Annotated in this window: 6 protein-coding genes; 4 read left to right on the forward strand and 2 right to left on the reverse strand. The window is 48.6% G+C overall.

Annotated features, from left to right (window positions below; translation table 11 throughout):
- The first annotated feature begins 257 nt into the window (after positions 1–257).
- Together RDN79_RS16280 and uvrA are read left to right on the forward strand one after the other, a co-directional pair.
- Positions 258–3,485 (forward strand): glycosyl hydrolase, encoded by a 3,228-nt coding sequence (locus RDN79_RS16280; protein WP_298553617.1) that lies wholly within the window; start codon positions 258–260, stop codon positions 3,483–3,485.
- Between the two features lie 135 nt (positions 3,486–3,620).
- The gene (gene uvrA, locus RDN79_RS16285; protein ID WP_298553619.1) at positions 3,621–6,404 is read left to right on the forward strand and encodes an excinuclease ABC subunit UvrA; all 2,784 of its coding nucleotides are present in this window, start codon (positions 3,621–3,623) and stop codon (positions 6,402–6,404) included.
- A 96-nt stretch (positions 6,405–6,500) separates the two neighbouring features.
- On the opposite strand, the gene RDN79_RS16290 is transcribed toward uvrA, so the two are convergent.
- Entirely contained in the window at positions 6,501–6,725 is a 225-nt protein-coding gene (locus RDN79_RS16290) for a hypothetical protein (protein WP_298553621.1), read from the reverse strand.
- A 691-nt stretch (positions 6,726–7,416) separates the two neighbouring features.
- On the opposite strand from RDN79_RS16290, the gene RDN79_RS16295 reads away from it, so the two are divergent.
- Both RDN79_RS16295 and pyrH read left to right on the forward strand, forming a co-directional pair.
- Complete coding sequence (locus RDN79_RS16295; protein ID WP_298553623.1) at positions 7,417–10,596, forward strand: DUF6383 domain-containing protein; 3,180 nt, start codon at positions 7,417–7,419, stop codon at positions 10,594–10,596.
- Positions 10,597–10,928: 332 nt separating this feature from the next.
- Positions 10,929–11,639 (forward strand): UMP kinase, encoded by a 711-nt coding sequence (gene pyrH / locus RDN79_RS16300; RefSeq protein WP_005867363.1) that lies wholly within the window; start codon positions 10,929–10,931, stop codon positions 11,637–11,639.
- A 21-nt stretch (positions 11,640–11,660) separates the two neighbouring features.
- Here the strand turns inward: pyrH and RDN79_RS16305 are convergent, their stop codons facing one another.
- Entirely contained in the window at positions 11,661–14,396 is a 2,736-nt protein-coding gene (locus RDN79_RS16305; RefSeq protein WP_298553625.1) for a substrate-binding domain-containing protein, read from the reverse strand.
- Positions 14,397–14,477: the final 81 nt, after the last annotated feature.

A 14,477-nucleotide genomic window follows, 5' to 3' on the forward strand; every position in this document is an offset into this window, starting at 1 on the left:
CGTCTTTTGATGCCGCAAGTTACATCACGCCTCAAAATTATTTAGGACAATATTGGTATAAGGCAGCAAAAGTGAACAAGACCCAATGGTATTACTATAGCGGGTAATATATTTTAACAAATCAGATAGTCGTCAAACAAGGGGAAATCTTGTCAATTTGAAAAAGCATTTTTGAAAAGATATAAATCAATATAGAAAACAGAGGTGAAAGATAATCTTGCTATTTTTACCGGCAGAATCTTAAAAAAGAACAGACCATGAGAAAACCTCTGCTTCAAACATTGCTTTGCCTTTTGCTATCGGCTTCTTTTACGGGGAATGCCCAGGATGAGAAGGAGCTTGAATCCGGCTTTGTGAATCCGGCTGAAAAGGTACAAACTTCCGTTTATTGGTATTGGGTTTCCGGGAATATCTCGGAAGAAGGCGTGAAGAAGGACCTCTATTCGATGAAAGAAGCCGGGATCAACCGGGCTTTTATCGGGAATATCGGGTTGGAAGGAATCCATACACCTTATAAGACCGTGCCGTTTTACAGTGAGGAATGGTGGAAGATACTGCATGCGGCCCTTAAAACCGCTACGGAGTTGGGCATAGAGATCGGCATCTTTAATTCACCCGGATGGAGCCAGTCGGGCGGACCGTGGGTGAAACCGGAGCAGGCGATGCGTTATCTGGCATCGGTAAAGGCGGAAGTCAGCGGAGGAAAACAGGTCGAGGTGTTTTTGGCGAAGCCGGATAAGGATTTTCAGGATGTAAAGGTGATCGCCTTTCCTTCTGTCGAAAAGAAAGCCACCCGGTTGTCGGCGGCAAATACAAAAGTGGCATCTGCTATGTCTTTGCAGAATCCGGACCGTTTGATTGACGGTGACAAGGAAACAGCCATGCTTTTTACGGAGAAGAGCGAAAAGCCGGTGGCGATCGATTTCAAGACGGACGAACCGTTTACTTTACGCAGCTTGCAAATCTTCCCCGCCCGTCAGCCGATTCAAACCAATGCCCGCTTATTGGTGAAAGAAGACGGGGACTACCGGATGCTGTCCGAATTTAAGATCGACCGTTTCAATGCGAATCCGAATGTCGGCTTTGATCCGTATGCTCCGGTCGTCATTTCTGTCCCGGCAACGACAGCGAGCGAGTTCCGGCTGGAACTGGCCAACACGGAATCCGGTACGGGATTGGGAGAGGTGGAGTTTTCCTCCCTTCCTGCCGTCGAACGTTATCCTGAAAAGACATTAGCCAAGATGTTTCAGGCACCGCTCCCCTATTGGCATGAATACCAGTGGCCGGTACAACCGGAAACGGATGAGCCCTCTATGGTGATCGATCCGGGGGAAGTATTGGATATTTCAGCCTTCTTGCAGGGTGACCGCCTTGTCTGGAAAGCTCCGGCGGGAGAATGGACGATCTTGCGTACCGGTATGCTCCCGACAGGCGTGACAAACAGCCCGGCCGATCCCGAAGCGACCGGACTGGAGACGGATAAGATGAGCCGCAAGCATGTCGAAGCACACTTCGAGGCTTTCATGGGAGAAATATACCGTCGTATTCCGGCAGAAGACCGTGCCTGTTGGAAAGTAGTCGTACAAGACAGCTACGAAACAGGCGGGCAAAACTTTACCGACGATTTCTTGTCGGAATTCCAGGCGCGTTACGGCTATGACCCGTTACCGTTCCTTCCCGTCTATGAAGGATATGTGGTCAAGAGCGAGGACCGTTCCGACCGTTTCCTGTGGGACCTGCGACGCCTGATCGCAGATAAGGTTGCATACGACTATGTCGGCGGTTTGCGGGATGTCTGCCATAAATATGGCTTGACGACCTGGTTGGAAAACTACGGGCACTGGGGGTTCCCCGGTGAGTTCCTGCAATACGGCGGACAGTCGGACGAGATAGGAGGCGAGTTCTGGAGCTTTGGCGATTTGGGGAATATCGAGAACCGTGCCGCCTCTTCCTGCGGACATATTTATGGAAAACGGAAGATTTCGGCCGAATCGTTCACCAGCGGCGGGACGCCTTTCAGCTGCTATCCCGCCATGATGAAACAGCGTGGCGACCGTTTCTTTACGGAAGGAATCAACAATACGTTGTTGCACGTCTACATCTCGCAACCTTCGGAAGAACGGGAGCCGGGGATGAACGCCTGGTTCAGCAGCGAATTCAATCGGTTGAACACCTGGTATCCGCAGATGGATTTGTTTACATCTTATCTGAAACGTGTCAATTATATGTTGCAGCAAGGTTTGAATATTGCCGATGTCGCTTATTTCATCGGCGAAGATGCCCCCAAGATGACCGGTATCGCGGAACCGGAACTGCCGAAAGGTTACCAGTTCGATTATATCAATGCCGAGGTGATCGAACGCGACCTCTTTGTCAAAGACGGTTTGCTGACGTTGCCTCACGGCACGCAATACCGGATACTGGTACTTCCCAAGCTCGAAACCATGCGGCCCGAACTGCTTGCCAAGATCAGGAAACTGATCGAAGACGGGGCGGTGGTCTTAGGTCCGGCTCCGAAACGTTCGCCGAGCGGCGAATCTTTCCCGGCGGCTGACGGACAGGTTAAGAAGTTGGCGGACGGATTATGGGCCGGCCTGGACGGGCGAAGCGTGAAGGCGGTCAAAAGAGGAAAAGGAGAATTGCTGTTTGGCATGACAATGGAAGAGGCCTTGAAGCATATCGGTTGTGTACCTGACTGCGGATTGCCGGCGGATGCTCCGGTGCTCTACGGACACCGTTCTGTCGGGGATGCCGAGATCTATTTTATCTCCAACCAGAAAGACGAGACGGTCGAGATCCGTCCGGAATTCCGTATCCGTTCGAGACAACCGGAGTTGTGGGATGCGATAACCGGCCGTATCCGTACGCTCCCGGCTTATGAAGAGACAGTCGCGGGAACGGTCGTCCCTTTGAAGTTGTGTCCTTATGAGAGCGCTTTTGTCGTGTTCCGTCGGCCTGCCGTAAAGGCTGCGGGAACGGGATTGCGGCTGAACTATCCGGTTCCGCAGACGCTTGTTCGCTTGGATGCCCCCTGGAAAGTTTCCTTCGAGGAAAAGAGGAGGGGCCCGGCGACCCGGACTTTCGCCCGCCTGGAAGATATCAGCAAGAACGAGGACCCCGATATCCGCTATTACTCCGGTACGATTTGGTACGAGACGGAATTTAAGCTGAAAAAGAAACCGGAAGGCGAATTGTATCTGAATCTGAACGATGTCGGTGTAATGGCAAAAGTGAAGATCAACGGCCGGTATGCCGGAGGCGTTTGGACGGCTCCCTACAGGGTAAATGTCACGGATTGGGTTCGGAAAGGGAAGAATAAAGTCGAAATAGAGGTCGTTACCACTTGGATGAACCGCTTGATCGGCGACAGCGGTTTACCGGAGTCCGAACGGAAAACCTGGACGCCTTGTAACAGTTGGAAACCTGCCGATACGTTGCAGAAATCCGGCCTGGTCGGTCCCGTTTATATAGAAAGTGTGAATTGATTGTTTCCGAATGTGAATGTCAACCGTTTACTTGGCAAAACGGCAATCCTTTTTTACCTTTGCGATGTTTATATTGGGCACGGGTCACACGTATGTGTGATCCGTGCCTATATGTCAGGCTGATAAATCATCATTATGTCCGAAAACAATTCTATATTCATCAAGGGAGCTCGAATCAATAACCTGAAAAATATCGATGTCGAGATTCCCAGAGATAAACTGGTCGTTATAACCGGCCTTTCCGGTAGTGGAAAATCATCATTGGCATTTGATACGTTGTATGCGGAAGGGCAGCGCCGCTATGTGGAGAGCCTTTCGGCATACGCCCGCCAGTTCCTGGGGCGTATGAGTAAGCCGGAGTGCGACTATATCAAAGGCATTCCCCCTGCCATCGCCATCGAACAAAAGGTGAACACCCGCAACCCGCGCTCGACGGTGGGAACTTCTACGGAGATATACGAATACCTTCGCCTCCTGTATGCCCGTATCGGGAAAACCATCTCTCCCGTCTCCGGGCTGGAAGTGAAGAAACATCAGGTAAGCGATATCGTGAAAGAAGTCTTAGGCTATCCCGCCGGAACGCGCTTTGCCGTGTACGCCCCTGTCGTCCTGCCGGATGGGCGTGGCATAAAGGAGCAATTGGAAATCCTGCAAAAAGAAGGGTACACCCGTTTGTCCATCAACGAGACCGTTTACCGTATCGGTGAAGTGCTGGCGGACGACGCATTGCTTTCTTCCCCCGTGATCGAACTGTTGATCGACCGCCTGGTCGTATCGGATGACAAGACCTTGAAAAGCCGTCTTGCCGATTCTGCCGAAACGGCTTTCTTCGAAGGGCACGATACCTGTATCATCCGTATCTACACACCCGAAGGGACGGTTGTAAAAGAATATTCCAAGAAATTCGAGGCCGATGGCAGGGTGTTCGAGGAGCCGACCGATATGATGTTCAGCTTCAATAACCCGTTAGGCGCCTGCCCGACTTGCGAAGGGTTCGGGAAGGTGCTCGGTATCGATGAGAATCTGGTCGTGCCGGATAAAAGCCTGTCCGTTTTCCAGGGAGCGGTAGTCTGCTGGAAAGGCGATGTGATGGGAGAGTGGCTGAAAGAGTTTATCGTGAAGAGCGAAAAATACGACTTTCCGATCCACCGCCCCTATTACGACCTGACGCAAAAGGAGAAAGACCTGCTTTGGCACGGTGCCCGCGGACTGCACGGCATCGACGACTTTTTTAAGTTTGTGGAAGAGAACCTCTATAAGATACAGTACCGTGTGATGCTGGCACGTTATCGCGGGAAGACCGTTTGCCCGACCTGCAAAGGATCCCGTCTGCGTCCCGAAGCCCTGTATGTAAAGGTGGGAGGGAAAGATATCGCGGAACTGGTCTCCCTTCCGATCACGGAAGCAAAAGCCTTTTTCGATCACCTTCGACTCGATGAGAACGAGGCGTCGATCGCCAAACGGTTGCTGACGGAGATCACCAACCGCCTGCAATTCCTGCTGGATGTGGGATTGGGCTACCTGACGCTCGACCGCCTGTCCGCCTCCCTCTCAGGCGGGGAAAGCCAGCGCATCAATTTGGCGACCTCTTTGGGAAGCAGCCTGGTCGGGTCTCTTTATATATTGGATGAACCGAGTATCGGACTTCATTCGCGCGACACCGATTTGTTGATCAAGGTACTCCGGCAATTGCAGGCATTAGGCAATACGGTTGTCGTGGTGGAACATGACGAAGAGATTATCCGGGCGGCCGATTACATTATCGATATCGGTCCGAAAGCCGGTCGCCTGGGCGGAGAAGTGGTTTACCAGGGGGATGTGGATGACCTGAAAACCAGCAGCAGCTATACCGTCCGCTATTTGACAGGGGAGGACCAGATAGAAGTGCCCCTTTATCGCCGTCCCTGGAATAATTATATCGAGGTGAAAGGCGCCCGCAAAAACAACCTGAAAGGTATCGATGTGAAGTTTCCCCTGAACGTGATGACAGTCGTGACGGGCGTCAGCGGTTCGGGTAAAAGTTCGCTCGTGCGTGATATCTTCTACGAAGGAGTCAAGCATTATTTGGATGAGGCCGCCCGACTGATGGTAGACTGTTCCGGCCTGGAGGGCGATATGCACATGATCAAAAGCATCGAGTTTGTCGACCAGAACTCCATCGGAAAGAGTTCCCGTTCCAATCCGGTGACCTATATCGGGGCCTACGACGAAATCCGTAAGCTTTACGGCGAACAGCCTCTTGCCAAGCAGATGGGCTATTCGGCTGCCTATTTCTCTTTTAACAAGGAAGGCGGACGGTGTGAAGAATGTAAAGGAGAAGGAAAGATCACGGTCGAGATGCAGTTCATGGCCGATATCACCCTCGAGTGCGAAACCTGCCACGGCAAGCGTTTCAAACAGGATGTGCTCGATGTCGAATATCACGGCGCGAGCATCTACGACACGCTGGAAATGACCGTGAACCAGGCGATCGAGTTTTTCGGGCAGTATCCGGGGTCACAGGAAAAGAAGATCGTCAAAAAGCTGAAACCTCTTCAGGATGTCGGGCTGGGGTACATCAAGCTCGGCCAGACTTCATCTACTTTGTCCGGCGGTGAAAACCAGCGTGTGAAACTTGCCTACTATCTTGGCCAGGAGAAGCAGGAACCGACGCTTTTCGTCTTTGACGAGCCGACGACCGGTTTGCATTTCCATGACATCAAGACTTTGTTGAAGGCTTTCAACGCCCTGATCGATAAAGGCCATACGGTCGTCATTATCGAGCATAACATGGATGTGATCAAATGTGCCGACTATCTGGTTGACCTTGGTCCCGAAGGGGGAAATGCCGGAGGCAACCTGGTCTGCGCCGGAACGCCGGAAGAGGTGGCGATGTGCGAGGCATCCTACACGGGAAGGTATTTAAAAGATAAACTCTGATAAGAATGGAGGTGTGCCAAACGCTCCTGTTCCCGCGCTTGGCACGGTAGCAAGGCGATGTTGACACACCTCCGTTCAAATTGCTGTCTGCTTTTTTTATTTTTTGCTCTTTTCCTGCTCTGCGACCTGATGAACGCGGTCGGCGACATGTTCTACTTTATCCAGTCCTGCGTCTTTCAGGTTCATTGCTTCTTCTTTCGCTTTTGAAGCAAGGTCGTGGAGGTTTGCATGAAGGCAACGGAATTTACCGTCATCTTCCATCTTGCGGAGTACATAACCTGCTGCGACTCCGACTACCATACCGATTAATAAATCTTTCATACCATTACGTTTTTAAATGATTACTACTTTAGTTTTGTCTCCTCAAAACAAGAGGTAAATCCGTATTGTTCCGGTTTTTAACGTATTTATAAGTATTGCGCTCCACAGCAGAGGTACAGTCTTGTCAAAATGTTTTGCTAAAACAAAGGACTGCTGTTGCCGGGGCATTGCCAACAGACAATAAAGCGTTTTTATCCACGAAACCGGAGAGGATGTTACATAAACGGCCTTGTTTTGTCCTGTAACCCATATGTTTTGGAAAATTAAGGCTGTTTTTTCTTGGTGATTCGGAAAACCTATTTACCTTTGCAACGATTCCGTAGTGGGCAGCGGCTCACAGGGCGCGGGGTCAATTACATATTGTAAGCATTTTACGAAGATTATTCTGAACATAAAAATCTGCAAAATTTTTTAGTATACCGGAATAATGGACAGTAAATGCTTGCGCTGGTTACGTATAAATTCATCTACCATTGTTATGGGAAGAGTGTGTTATATCGTATAAGGCGCGGGCTATTGTTCTATTATTGGTATACGGGCTTTTGCAGATGCCTTATGTTTGATAATAGACAATAGGCCCGCGTTTTTTTATGCCCGTTCATAATCATTCGCGGGGGTTGTTTTTCCCCTTCGTGAAATTAGTTGTTGGATTTTTTAACTCTATTTTATTAACAATTAATTTTTAATGATTATGAACAAGAGATTTTCTACTCTTTTGGCAGGTGTTGCGCTGATGGGGGCAATGTCTGCTAATGCGCAGCAGGTTCCGGTGACGACCAAGCCTGCAGCTACTGCTGTTGCAAATCCGGCGCAACCATTGGATGCCGGGGACGTGGTATATTTGGATTATAATGCTTCTTGGCAGATTGATTTTACAGGTGCTTGGACAGCAAACTCTCACAAGGACAGTTTGATTTGGAATGGAACTGCGGTTGCCGGCCGTTCTAAAGCTCATATTGATTCGTTGTTGTTTAAAGTTGATTATGAAAAAATAGCATTGGATTATAATGGAACTGCCACATTCGAGTATGCATTTACTTTTACAAACAAGGTTGGAAAGTTCGCGTTTGCAAAACCGGCAGCAAAGAAAACAGCTCCGGCTTATCTGAATACAAATGGAGATTTGAACAAATGGGTACTGTCTAAAAAATATTTGACAGATGGTGGCATCTCTGGTTCCGGTTTTGGATATGTACCGTTTGTGGTTGCTACACGTGTATCTGCTACGGATGATACTCCTAAGACTGTCTATGTTTTGGTGGTGAATCCTTCTGGTGCAATGGAGGTGATGGAAGTTAACTATAATGCTGCTTTCGACAGAGAACTGCAGAATACTAATGAAGTTCTCGTAGATTTCAACTCGACTACCGGATTGGGAACAATAGGTTCAGGTTCTTATAAATTATTTAGAATCACAGGGCAGATCGCGCAGAATTTAGACATAACTGTTGCATCAAATAACATCAAAGACGCCATCGGTTACGAAAAACCGAGCTTCAAGTTTGCAAAGAATGTATCAGAAGGTGAAGACAACCTGTTGGCTGCTTACAACTGGGAATATACAGCTAACGGTTATTTGAAAGCTATCGGTGCAAAACAGGAAAAAACGGGTCGTGACTTGTATCTGACTGTCGATACTTTCTATTATGATGTACCTAATGCCCAGAATTATAAGTTGGCTTTGGATACACTGCCTGAAGTTGGTGCTGCTGCTGATTGGACTCGCAATGTAGAGGCTTACAAATTCGATATCAAAGCATCTTTCGTTAATGATTCAATCACTGTAATAGCGAAGAATACACCGAAAGTAACAAATGGCTACTTTGCACAAGCTGCTGCTCCTATCGATGTAAACGCAAATGCAGACGAAGAGATCATCGTTAAGAAATTCGGTAATAAGACCGTTTTAACGACCCGTTATAATGGCGATGCGACTGCAACTCCGTCTATTACTCCTTCCGAATTCCCGACATGGGAACTGATCGACACAGAGATTGCCCAGTTTACTTCAGGTGATGTTTATGTCATCTACGACATGAACAAAACAAAAGCAGATAAGAAAACGGTTAATCCTGATTATGGAAAAGCGTTGATTATCGACAATATGGAGGACAGATTCACTCAGTTATTCGTGAAGGCAGATAAATTGGACCAGACTCTTCCGTCTCATCAGTGGGTTGCCCTGAAGAAAGACAACGTCAATGTTTATTCATTTGCAAACCGCGAAACGGGTGCGAATGCTGCTGCTTCTGTTTATGGAACAGTTGGTACTGCTTTGACAGGCGTCCAGTTGTATGTTGTGGATGCTAAAGAAAACTTGTACACTTACGGTGCTAAGGCCGATACTATCAAGATGGTGAAGATCGATCCTAAGACTTTGTCTCCGTTCGACGGCTACCGCCATATCACGAAAGAAGAACAGATGAACAAAGTATTCAGCTTGCGTTTCATCAGCGACTTGTTGGGTGACGATGCTTATGTACAGCAGGATGCAGATTCAACGATGACGGTTGCTGTAGGTAATAAAGAAAATGCAGCTGAAATTCGTTTCTTGCATTATCAATACTTTGATACAATTAAGGTTGGCGTTGAAGACCATAAGTTGACAGTTGTTCCTTATGCCGTTAAGATTGGCCGTTATTTCTTGGCCTATGATTTAGACAAGAAAGTCTATCGTTTTACAGAAAAGCAGAGTAATGAAGCTAAAGCAGAAGAATGGTCTCGGACTTATGAATATCGATTTGTAATCACAAAACTTGCTGGCGGAAACGTTGCATTAGTTCCTTATCATACATTGTATGGTTATAATCAGGAAAAACTGGCAATCGACAGTGAAAACGGAAACGCAGTACGTGTCGCTTTGGATAGCGACCTGCGCCACGCATTCGAACTGACAGAACCGGCTAACCGTATCTTCGCTGAAGTATTGGGCAATACTGATACTACTTTGGTAAAAGTAAACTTCCACTCTGTTGAAAACTTGGGTTGGAAATTGGCGAAGGGTGCTGACGACTTCTTGTATGAAGGTGTAACAGAACTGAAAGCCGGTGGCGCTGAATACGAAAAGGCCGCATTCGACTTCAAGTTGGATACTGCTTACGTAAATCGTCCGGGTAACACAATGCCGTTGTATTACATCACTTACGATGCTGTCCGCGGTGATTCCGTTCCTGTTGCTCACATCCACGACAATGGCAAAGACCATGTCTGTCCGGCTCCGTTAGTAAATGACACGGTTTCCGGTAAGTTCCTGTTCGTGATGCGTGACTCTTTATATATTTCAAGAGCTAACGATTTGAAGTATGGCTATACTTATAACAGCAATCTCTATTCAAAACTTCAGATGATCGACGCTAAGCACATCAACGATACATTGATCGTGAACCGTGTTCATCCTATTGCTACCGATACATTGAAGGCCGGTAAGATTAAAGACAATGCAACTGTAGAACAGATGCAGGATCAGTGGTTGAATCTTGAAAACAAAGCTCTTTTCGCATTCCGTGTAAACATGGATAACGCAGAAGAATATGCTATCTACAACCCGGCAACAGATTCGTATCTTACTTATCTGAACGGTTTCGTAGTTGCATCTCCTGATGCTGCTTTCTATACGCTGAAAGACCAGGAAGGCAACAACGTGGCTAACGAAGAGATCGCAGGTACCGAATCTGCTGTCAAGGTGATGGCAACCCAAGGTGCTGTGACTGTAGCCGGTGCACAAGGCAAGAAAGTTGTCATCAGCAACATCTTGGGTCAGGTAGTGGCTAATACGATCCTCACTTCCGACAACGCAACAATCGCTGCTCCGGCAGGTGTGGTAGTAGTAGCTGTCGAAGGCGAAGATGCTGTAAAAGCGATCGTTAAGTAAGAATTTATAATCAAATAATTCTAAAATGTTTGGCCGTGTGCCGTGAAAACGGCAACTACCCTGCGACAGGCGAAGAGGCGGCCGGATTTAATATTAATAATACTAAAGTATTGAATTGAAAAGTTCAAGTAGCCTTTCCCCTGTGAAGGATGAAGGCGTACACAAAACAGGCTCCGGAGATGTCGATCACCTCCGGAGCCTCGTTTTGTTATGGGGAGAAGAGGACGTTTATCCTCCTACGCTAACAAATCCGGTATTTTAAGAGAACGTTATTGTTCAAATCGTTGAAATGCTTTACTTTTGTGATCTGACAAATCAAATCGAATAACAATATGGCTCAGTACAAACGTATCCTGTTGAAATTAAGCGGCGAATCGCTTATGGGAGGTAAACAATATGGTATAGACGAAGTTCGTCTGAACGAATATGCGGCGCAGATCAAGGAGATCGCCGAAATGGGTGTCCAAATCGGAATTGTGATCGGTGGCGGCAACATCTTCCGCGGCCTGAGCGGGGCTTCCAAAGGCTTCGACCGTGTGAAAGGCGACCAGATGGGGATGCTGGCAACGGTCATCAATAGTCTGGCTTTGAGTTCTGCCCTTGTCGCTCAAGGTGTGAAAGCCAAAGTGCTGACAGCTATCCGTATGGAACCGATCGGCGAGTTTTATAATAAATGGCGTGCGATCGAATTGCTTGAACAGGGCAATGTCGTGATCATGTCGGGAGGCACCGGCAATCCGTTCTTTACGACCGACACGGGTTCTTCCCTGCGCGGTATCGAGATCGAAGCGGATGTGATGCTGAAAGGAACCCGTGTAGACGGCATCTATACTGCCGATCCGGAAAAAGACCCGACGGCCACCAAATTCTCGGACATCACCTACGATGAAATCTATACGCGCGGCCTCAAGGTCATGGACCTGACGGCAACCACGATGTGTAAGGAAAACAACCTCCCGATCATCGTCTTCGACATGGACACCAACGGTAACCTGAAAAAGGTGATGAGCGGTGAAAACATCGGAACGCTGGTACATAATTAAGTCTATAAATATTGTGGTGAACTACGCCTTTGTAAGTCTGTTGCGAGCTTCGGTGGGCGTTTCCCCATACGCTTCGCGATAGCATTTCGTGAAATAGGCAGGAGTGGAGAAACCGATCTCGTAGGCGATTTCGCTGATGTTCTTCTCGGTGGTCGTGATCAGCAACTTCCCTTGTTTGAGGCGTAAATGACGCATCAGTTCGACCGGAGCATAGTTGGTGAGTGCTTTAATTTTGCGGTAGAACTGGCTGCGTTCGAGTCCCATTTTTCCGGCAATCGTATCGACATTGAGGTCTGGATGGCCCATTTCCGTTCTGAACAGTTCGAGGAAACGGTTGTAGAACGCATTGTCGATGTCGGAAGTCGGCAATGTCTTGGTGTGTTGGGAGGATTTTTCGCTTTTAACCGTTGCCGGCATTTCGTTCTGCCAAAGTTCCTGGATGCGTTTCCGGTTGGCGATGAGGTTGGATATGCGGGATTTGAGGACCGTGCTGTTGAACGGTTTCGACAGGTAGCCGTCTGCCCCGCTGTTATATCCTTGTACCCTTTGTTCGTCCATCGAACAAGCGGTCAGCATCAGGACTGGGATATGGGAGGTGGACATTTCGTTTTTGAGTCGCTTGCAACATTCAAGGCCGTCCATGACCGGCATCATCACATCGCAGACAATCAGGTCCGGGGTATATTTTACCGCCGCCTTTATCCCTTCTTTACCGTTGGAGGCGACCAGGATGTTATAGTCGGCATTCAACAACTCTCCGACAAGTTTCCGCATATCTTTGTTATCATCTATGATAAGAAGAATGGGTTTGTCGGGGTCGGCAACAAGGGGGATGTCCAGGGCATCGAGTTCGGTCTCCACTTCCTGGCTGTTGATCCTCTTTGTCGATTCAACGGGTGTGTCTGCTATGTGCTTGAGCGGTAAGGTGACGGTGAATACCGAACCTCGTTTCCATTCACTTTCTACGGAAATTGTCCCGCCGTGAAGTTCGACAAACGCCTTGGCAAGTGCCAACCCGATACCGGAGCCGTTCGGGTGGACACGGTCGGCCTGATAGAACCGGTCGAAGATGTTGCCAAGATCGCGTTCGCTGATTCCTTCGCCGGTATCGGCCACCTTGAGGGTCAGGTTTTGCTCGTCGTATGCGTATGAGACGGTGATCGTCCCGTTGTCGGGCGTATATTTGAATGCATTGGAAAGCAGGTTGAAAAAGACACGCTCCATTTTCTCCGGGTCTAAGGCCAGAGACAAGGGTACGTCCGGCTCGGGCGTTTCCAATACCAGTTTGATATCTCTTTTTCGGGCAATCGTGTAGAATGACTCTACCCAGTCATGGACGGCTTGGCAGAAGTCTGTTTCGGATAAGTGCAGGTTGAGTTTCCCGTTTTCATATTTACGGAAGTCCAAAATCTGGTTGATCAGACGTTGGAGGATGCGGACGTTTTTGTCGGCCATATTGATTAGAGTGTGCTGTTGCGGAGTGAGATTGCCGGCTCTGGCCAGTTGGGCGACCGGTTCGGCAATGAGAGTCAGCGGAGTGCGCAGGTCATGCGAAACATTGGTGAAAAACATCAGTTTGGATTGTGTGGCATGTTCCAGTTGTTCGTTGAGCCGCTTTTGTTTGTCGCGTTCCTCTTCGAGCAGTTTGTTTTGTTCCAATAAGATTTTTTGATGTCTGACATGCTGCCAATAGGCCCTGAGCAAAAGGAAACCGACACCGGCCAACAAGAGGATGATGGCAATGCTTGCATAGAACAGCGATGTTTGGGCGGAATGTTGTGTCCAATAATCATCGATCTGTTTCTTTAGTATTTTCATTTTGCTTGTCTCTTGTTTCAATGTCTCGTTTTGCAAAAGCAGGATATCAGCGTTTGTCAGATCCACGGCCGAAGAAACGGGCAAAAGGACTTCCCGTTGGTAGGGTTCACCTTTGAGGATGGCGAGTGCGGTCTGGATCAGGCGGTGTCCCTCTGTCGGATAGAGAAACGTGGCATCGATTACTTTATCGGCGACTGCTTGGATTCCGATATTGGGAGCGGCATCGATGCCGATGATCTTGATAGAATCGCGTCCATGCCGTACGGCCACTTCCGACGCCCCGATAGCCATACGGTCGTTGTGGGCGTAAATCAGGTTGACGTCCGGGTGGAGCTTGAGTAACGAATCGACAATGGGTATCGCCTCCTCCTTGTTCCAGTTGCCCGGCACGCTTGCCAGCAGGCGGCCTCCTCCTGCCGTCAATTCCGCAGCGAACCCGTTGTGGCGCTCTTCGGCAGGCGTCGAGCCTTTACGGCCGAAAATCTCGATAGCGTTGGCCTTTTTCCCTAACAGGTGCAGTGCGTAATGGGCGGCCGATTTACCTAATCCCACGTTATCCACGCCGATCCGGGCGGTGTAGGTATCACCGATGATGTTCCGGTCGAAGATGATGACCGGCATGCCTTTCTCATATACCTCTTTGATAATAGGGGTGAGGGCAGCCGCCTCGTTGGGCGACACGATGAGGATGTCGAAATCGTTTTGGACGAAATACCGGATGTCTTCTACCTGTTTCGCGTTGTCATCATTGGCGGATCGTATTTCCACGATGGCATCTTCGTGAGACATGATCTCCCGGCTGATCTCCTCGTTCATCTTGGTCCGCCAGTCATCCTGGCTGCATTGCGATACTCCGATTTTGTAGACTTTGCTTTGGGTACATCCGTATCCGACCAGTAAAAGGAGCGGCAAAAAGCTATACAAGAATATTCTGTACATCGATGGTATTCAATTTAGTGTTTCGCAAAATTAAAACATAATCCTATGAAAAAGAGTGTGTAAGCTATGAAAAAACGAGCG

The sequence above is a fragment of the uncultured Parabacteroides sp. genome (assembly GCF_902493135.1).
Lineage (GTDB): Bacteria > Bacteroidota > Bacteroidia > Bacteroidales > Tannerellaceae > Parabacteroides.

Bases quoted from the DNA above. Each gene is read 5' to 3' on its own strand.
- RDN79_RS16280 (WP_298553617.1), top strand. From the start codon at position 258: ATGAGAAAACCTCTGCTTCAAACATTGCTTTGCCTTTTGCTATCGGCT.
- uvrA (WP_298553619.1), top strand. From the start codon at position 3,621: ATGTCCGAAAACAATTCTATATTCATCAAGGGAGCTCGAATCAATAAC.
- RDN79_RS16290 (WP_298553621.1), bottom strand. From the start codon at position 6,725: ATGAAAGATTTATTAATCGGTATGGTAGTCGGAGTCGCAGCAGGTTAT.
- RDN79_RS16295 (WP_298553623.1), top strand. From the start codon at position 7,417: ATGAACAAGAGATTTTCTACTCTTTTGGCAGGTGTTGCGCTGATGGGG.
- pyrH (WP_005867363.1), top strand. From the start codon at position 10,929: ATGGCTCAGTACAAACGTATCCTGTTGAAATTAAGCGGCGAATCGCTT.
- RDN79_RS16305 (WP_298553625.1), bottom strand. From the start codon at position 14,396: ATGTACAGAATATTCTTGTATAGCTTTTTGCCGCTCCTTTTACTGGTC.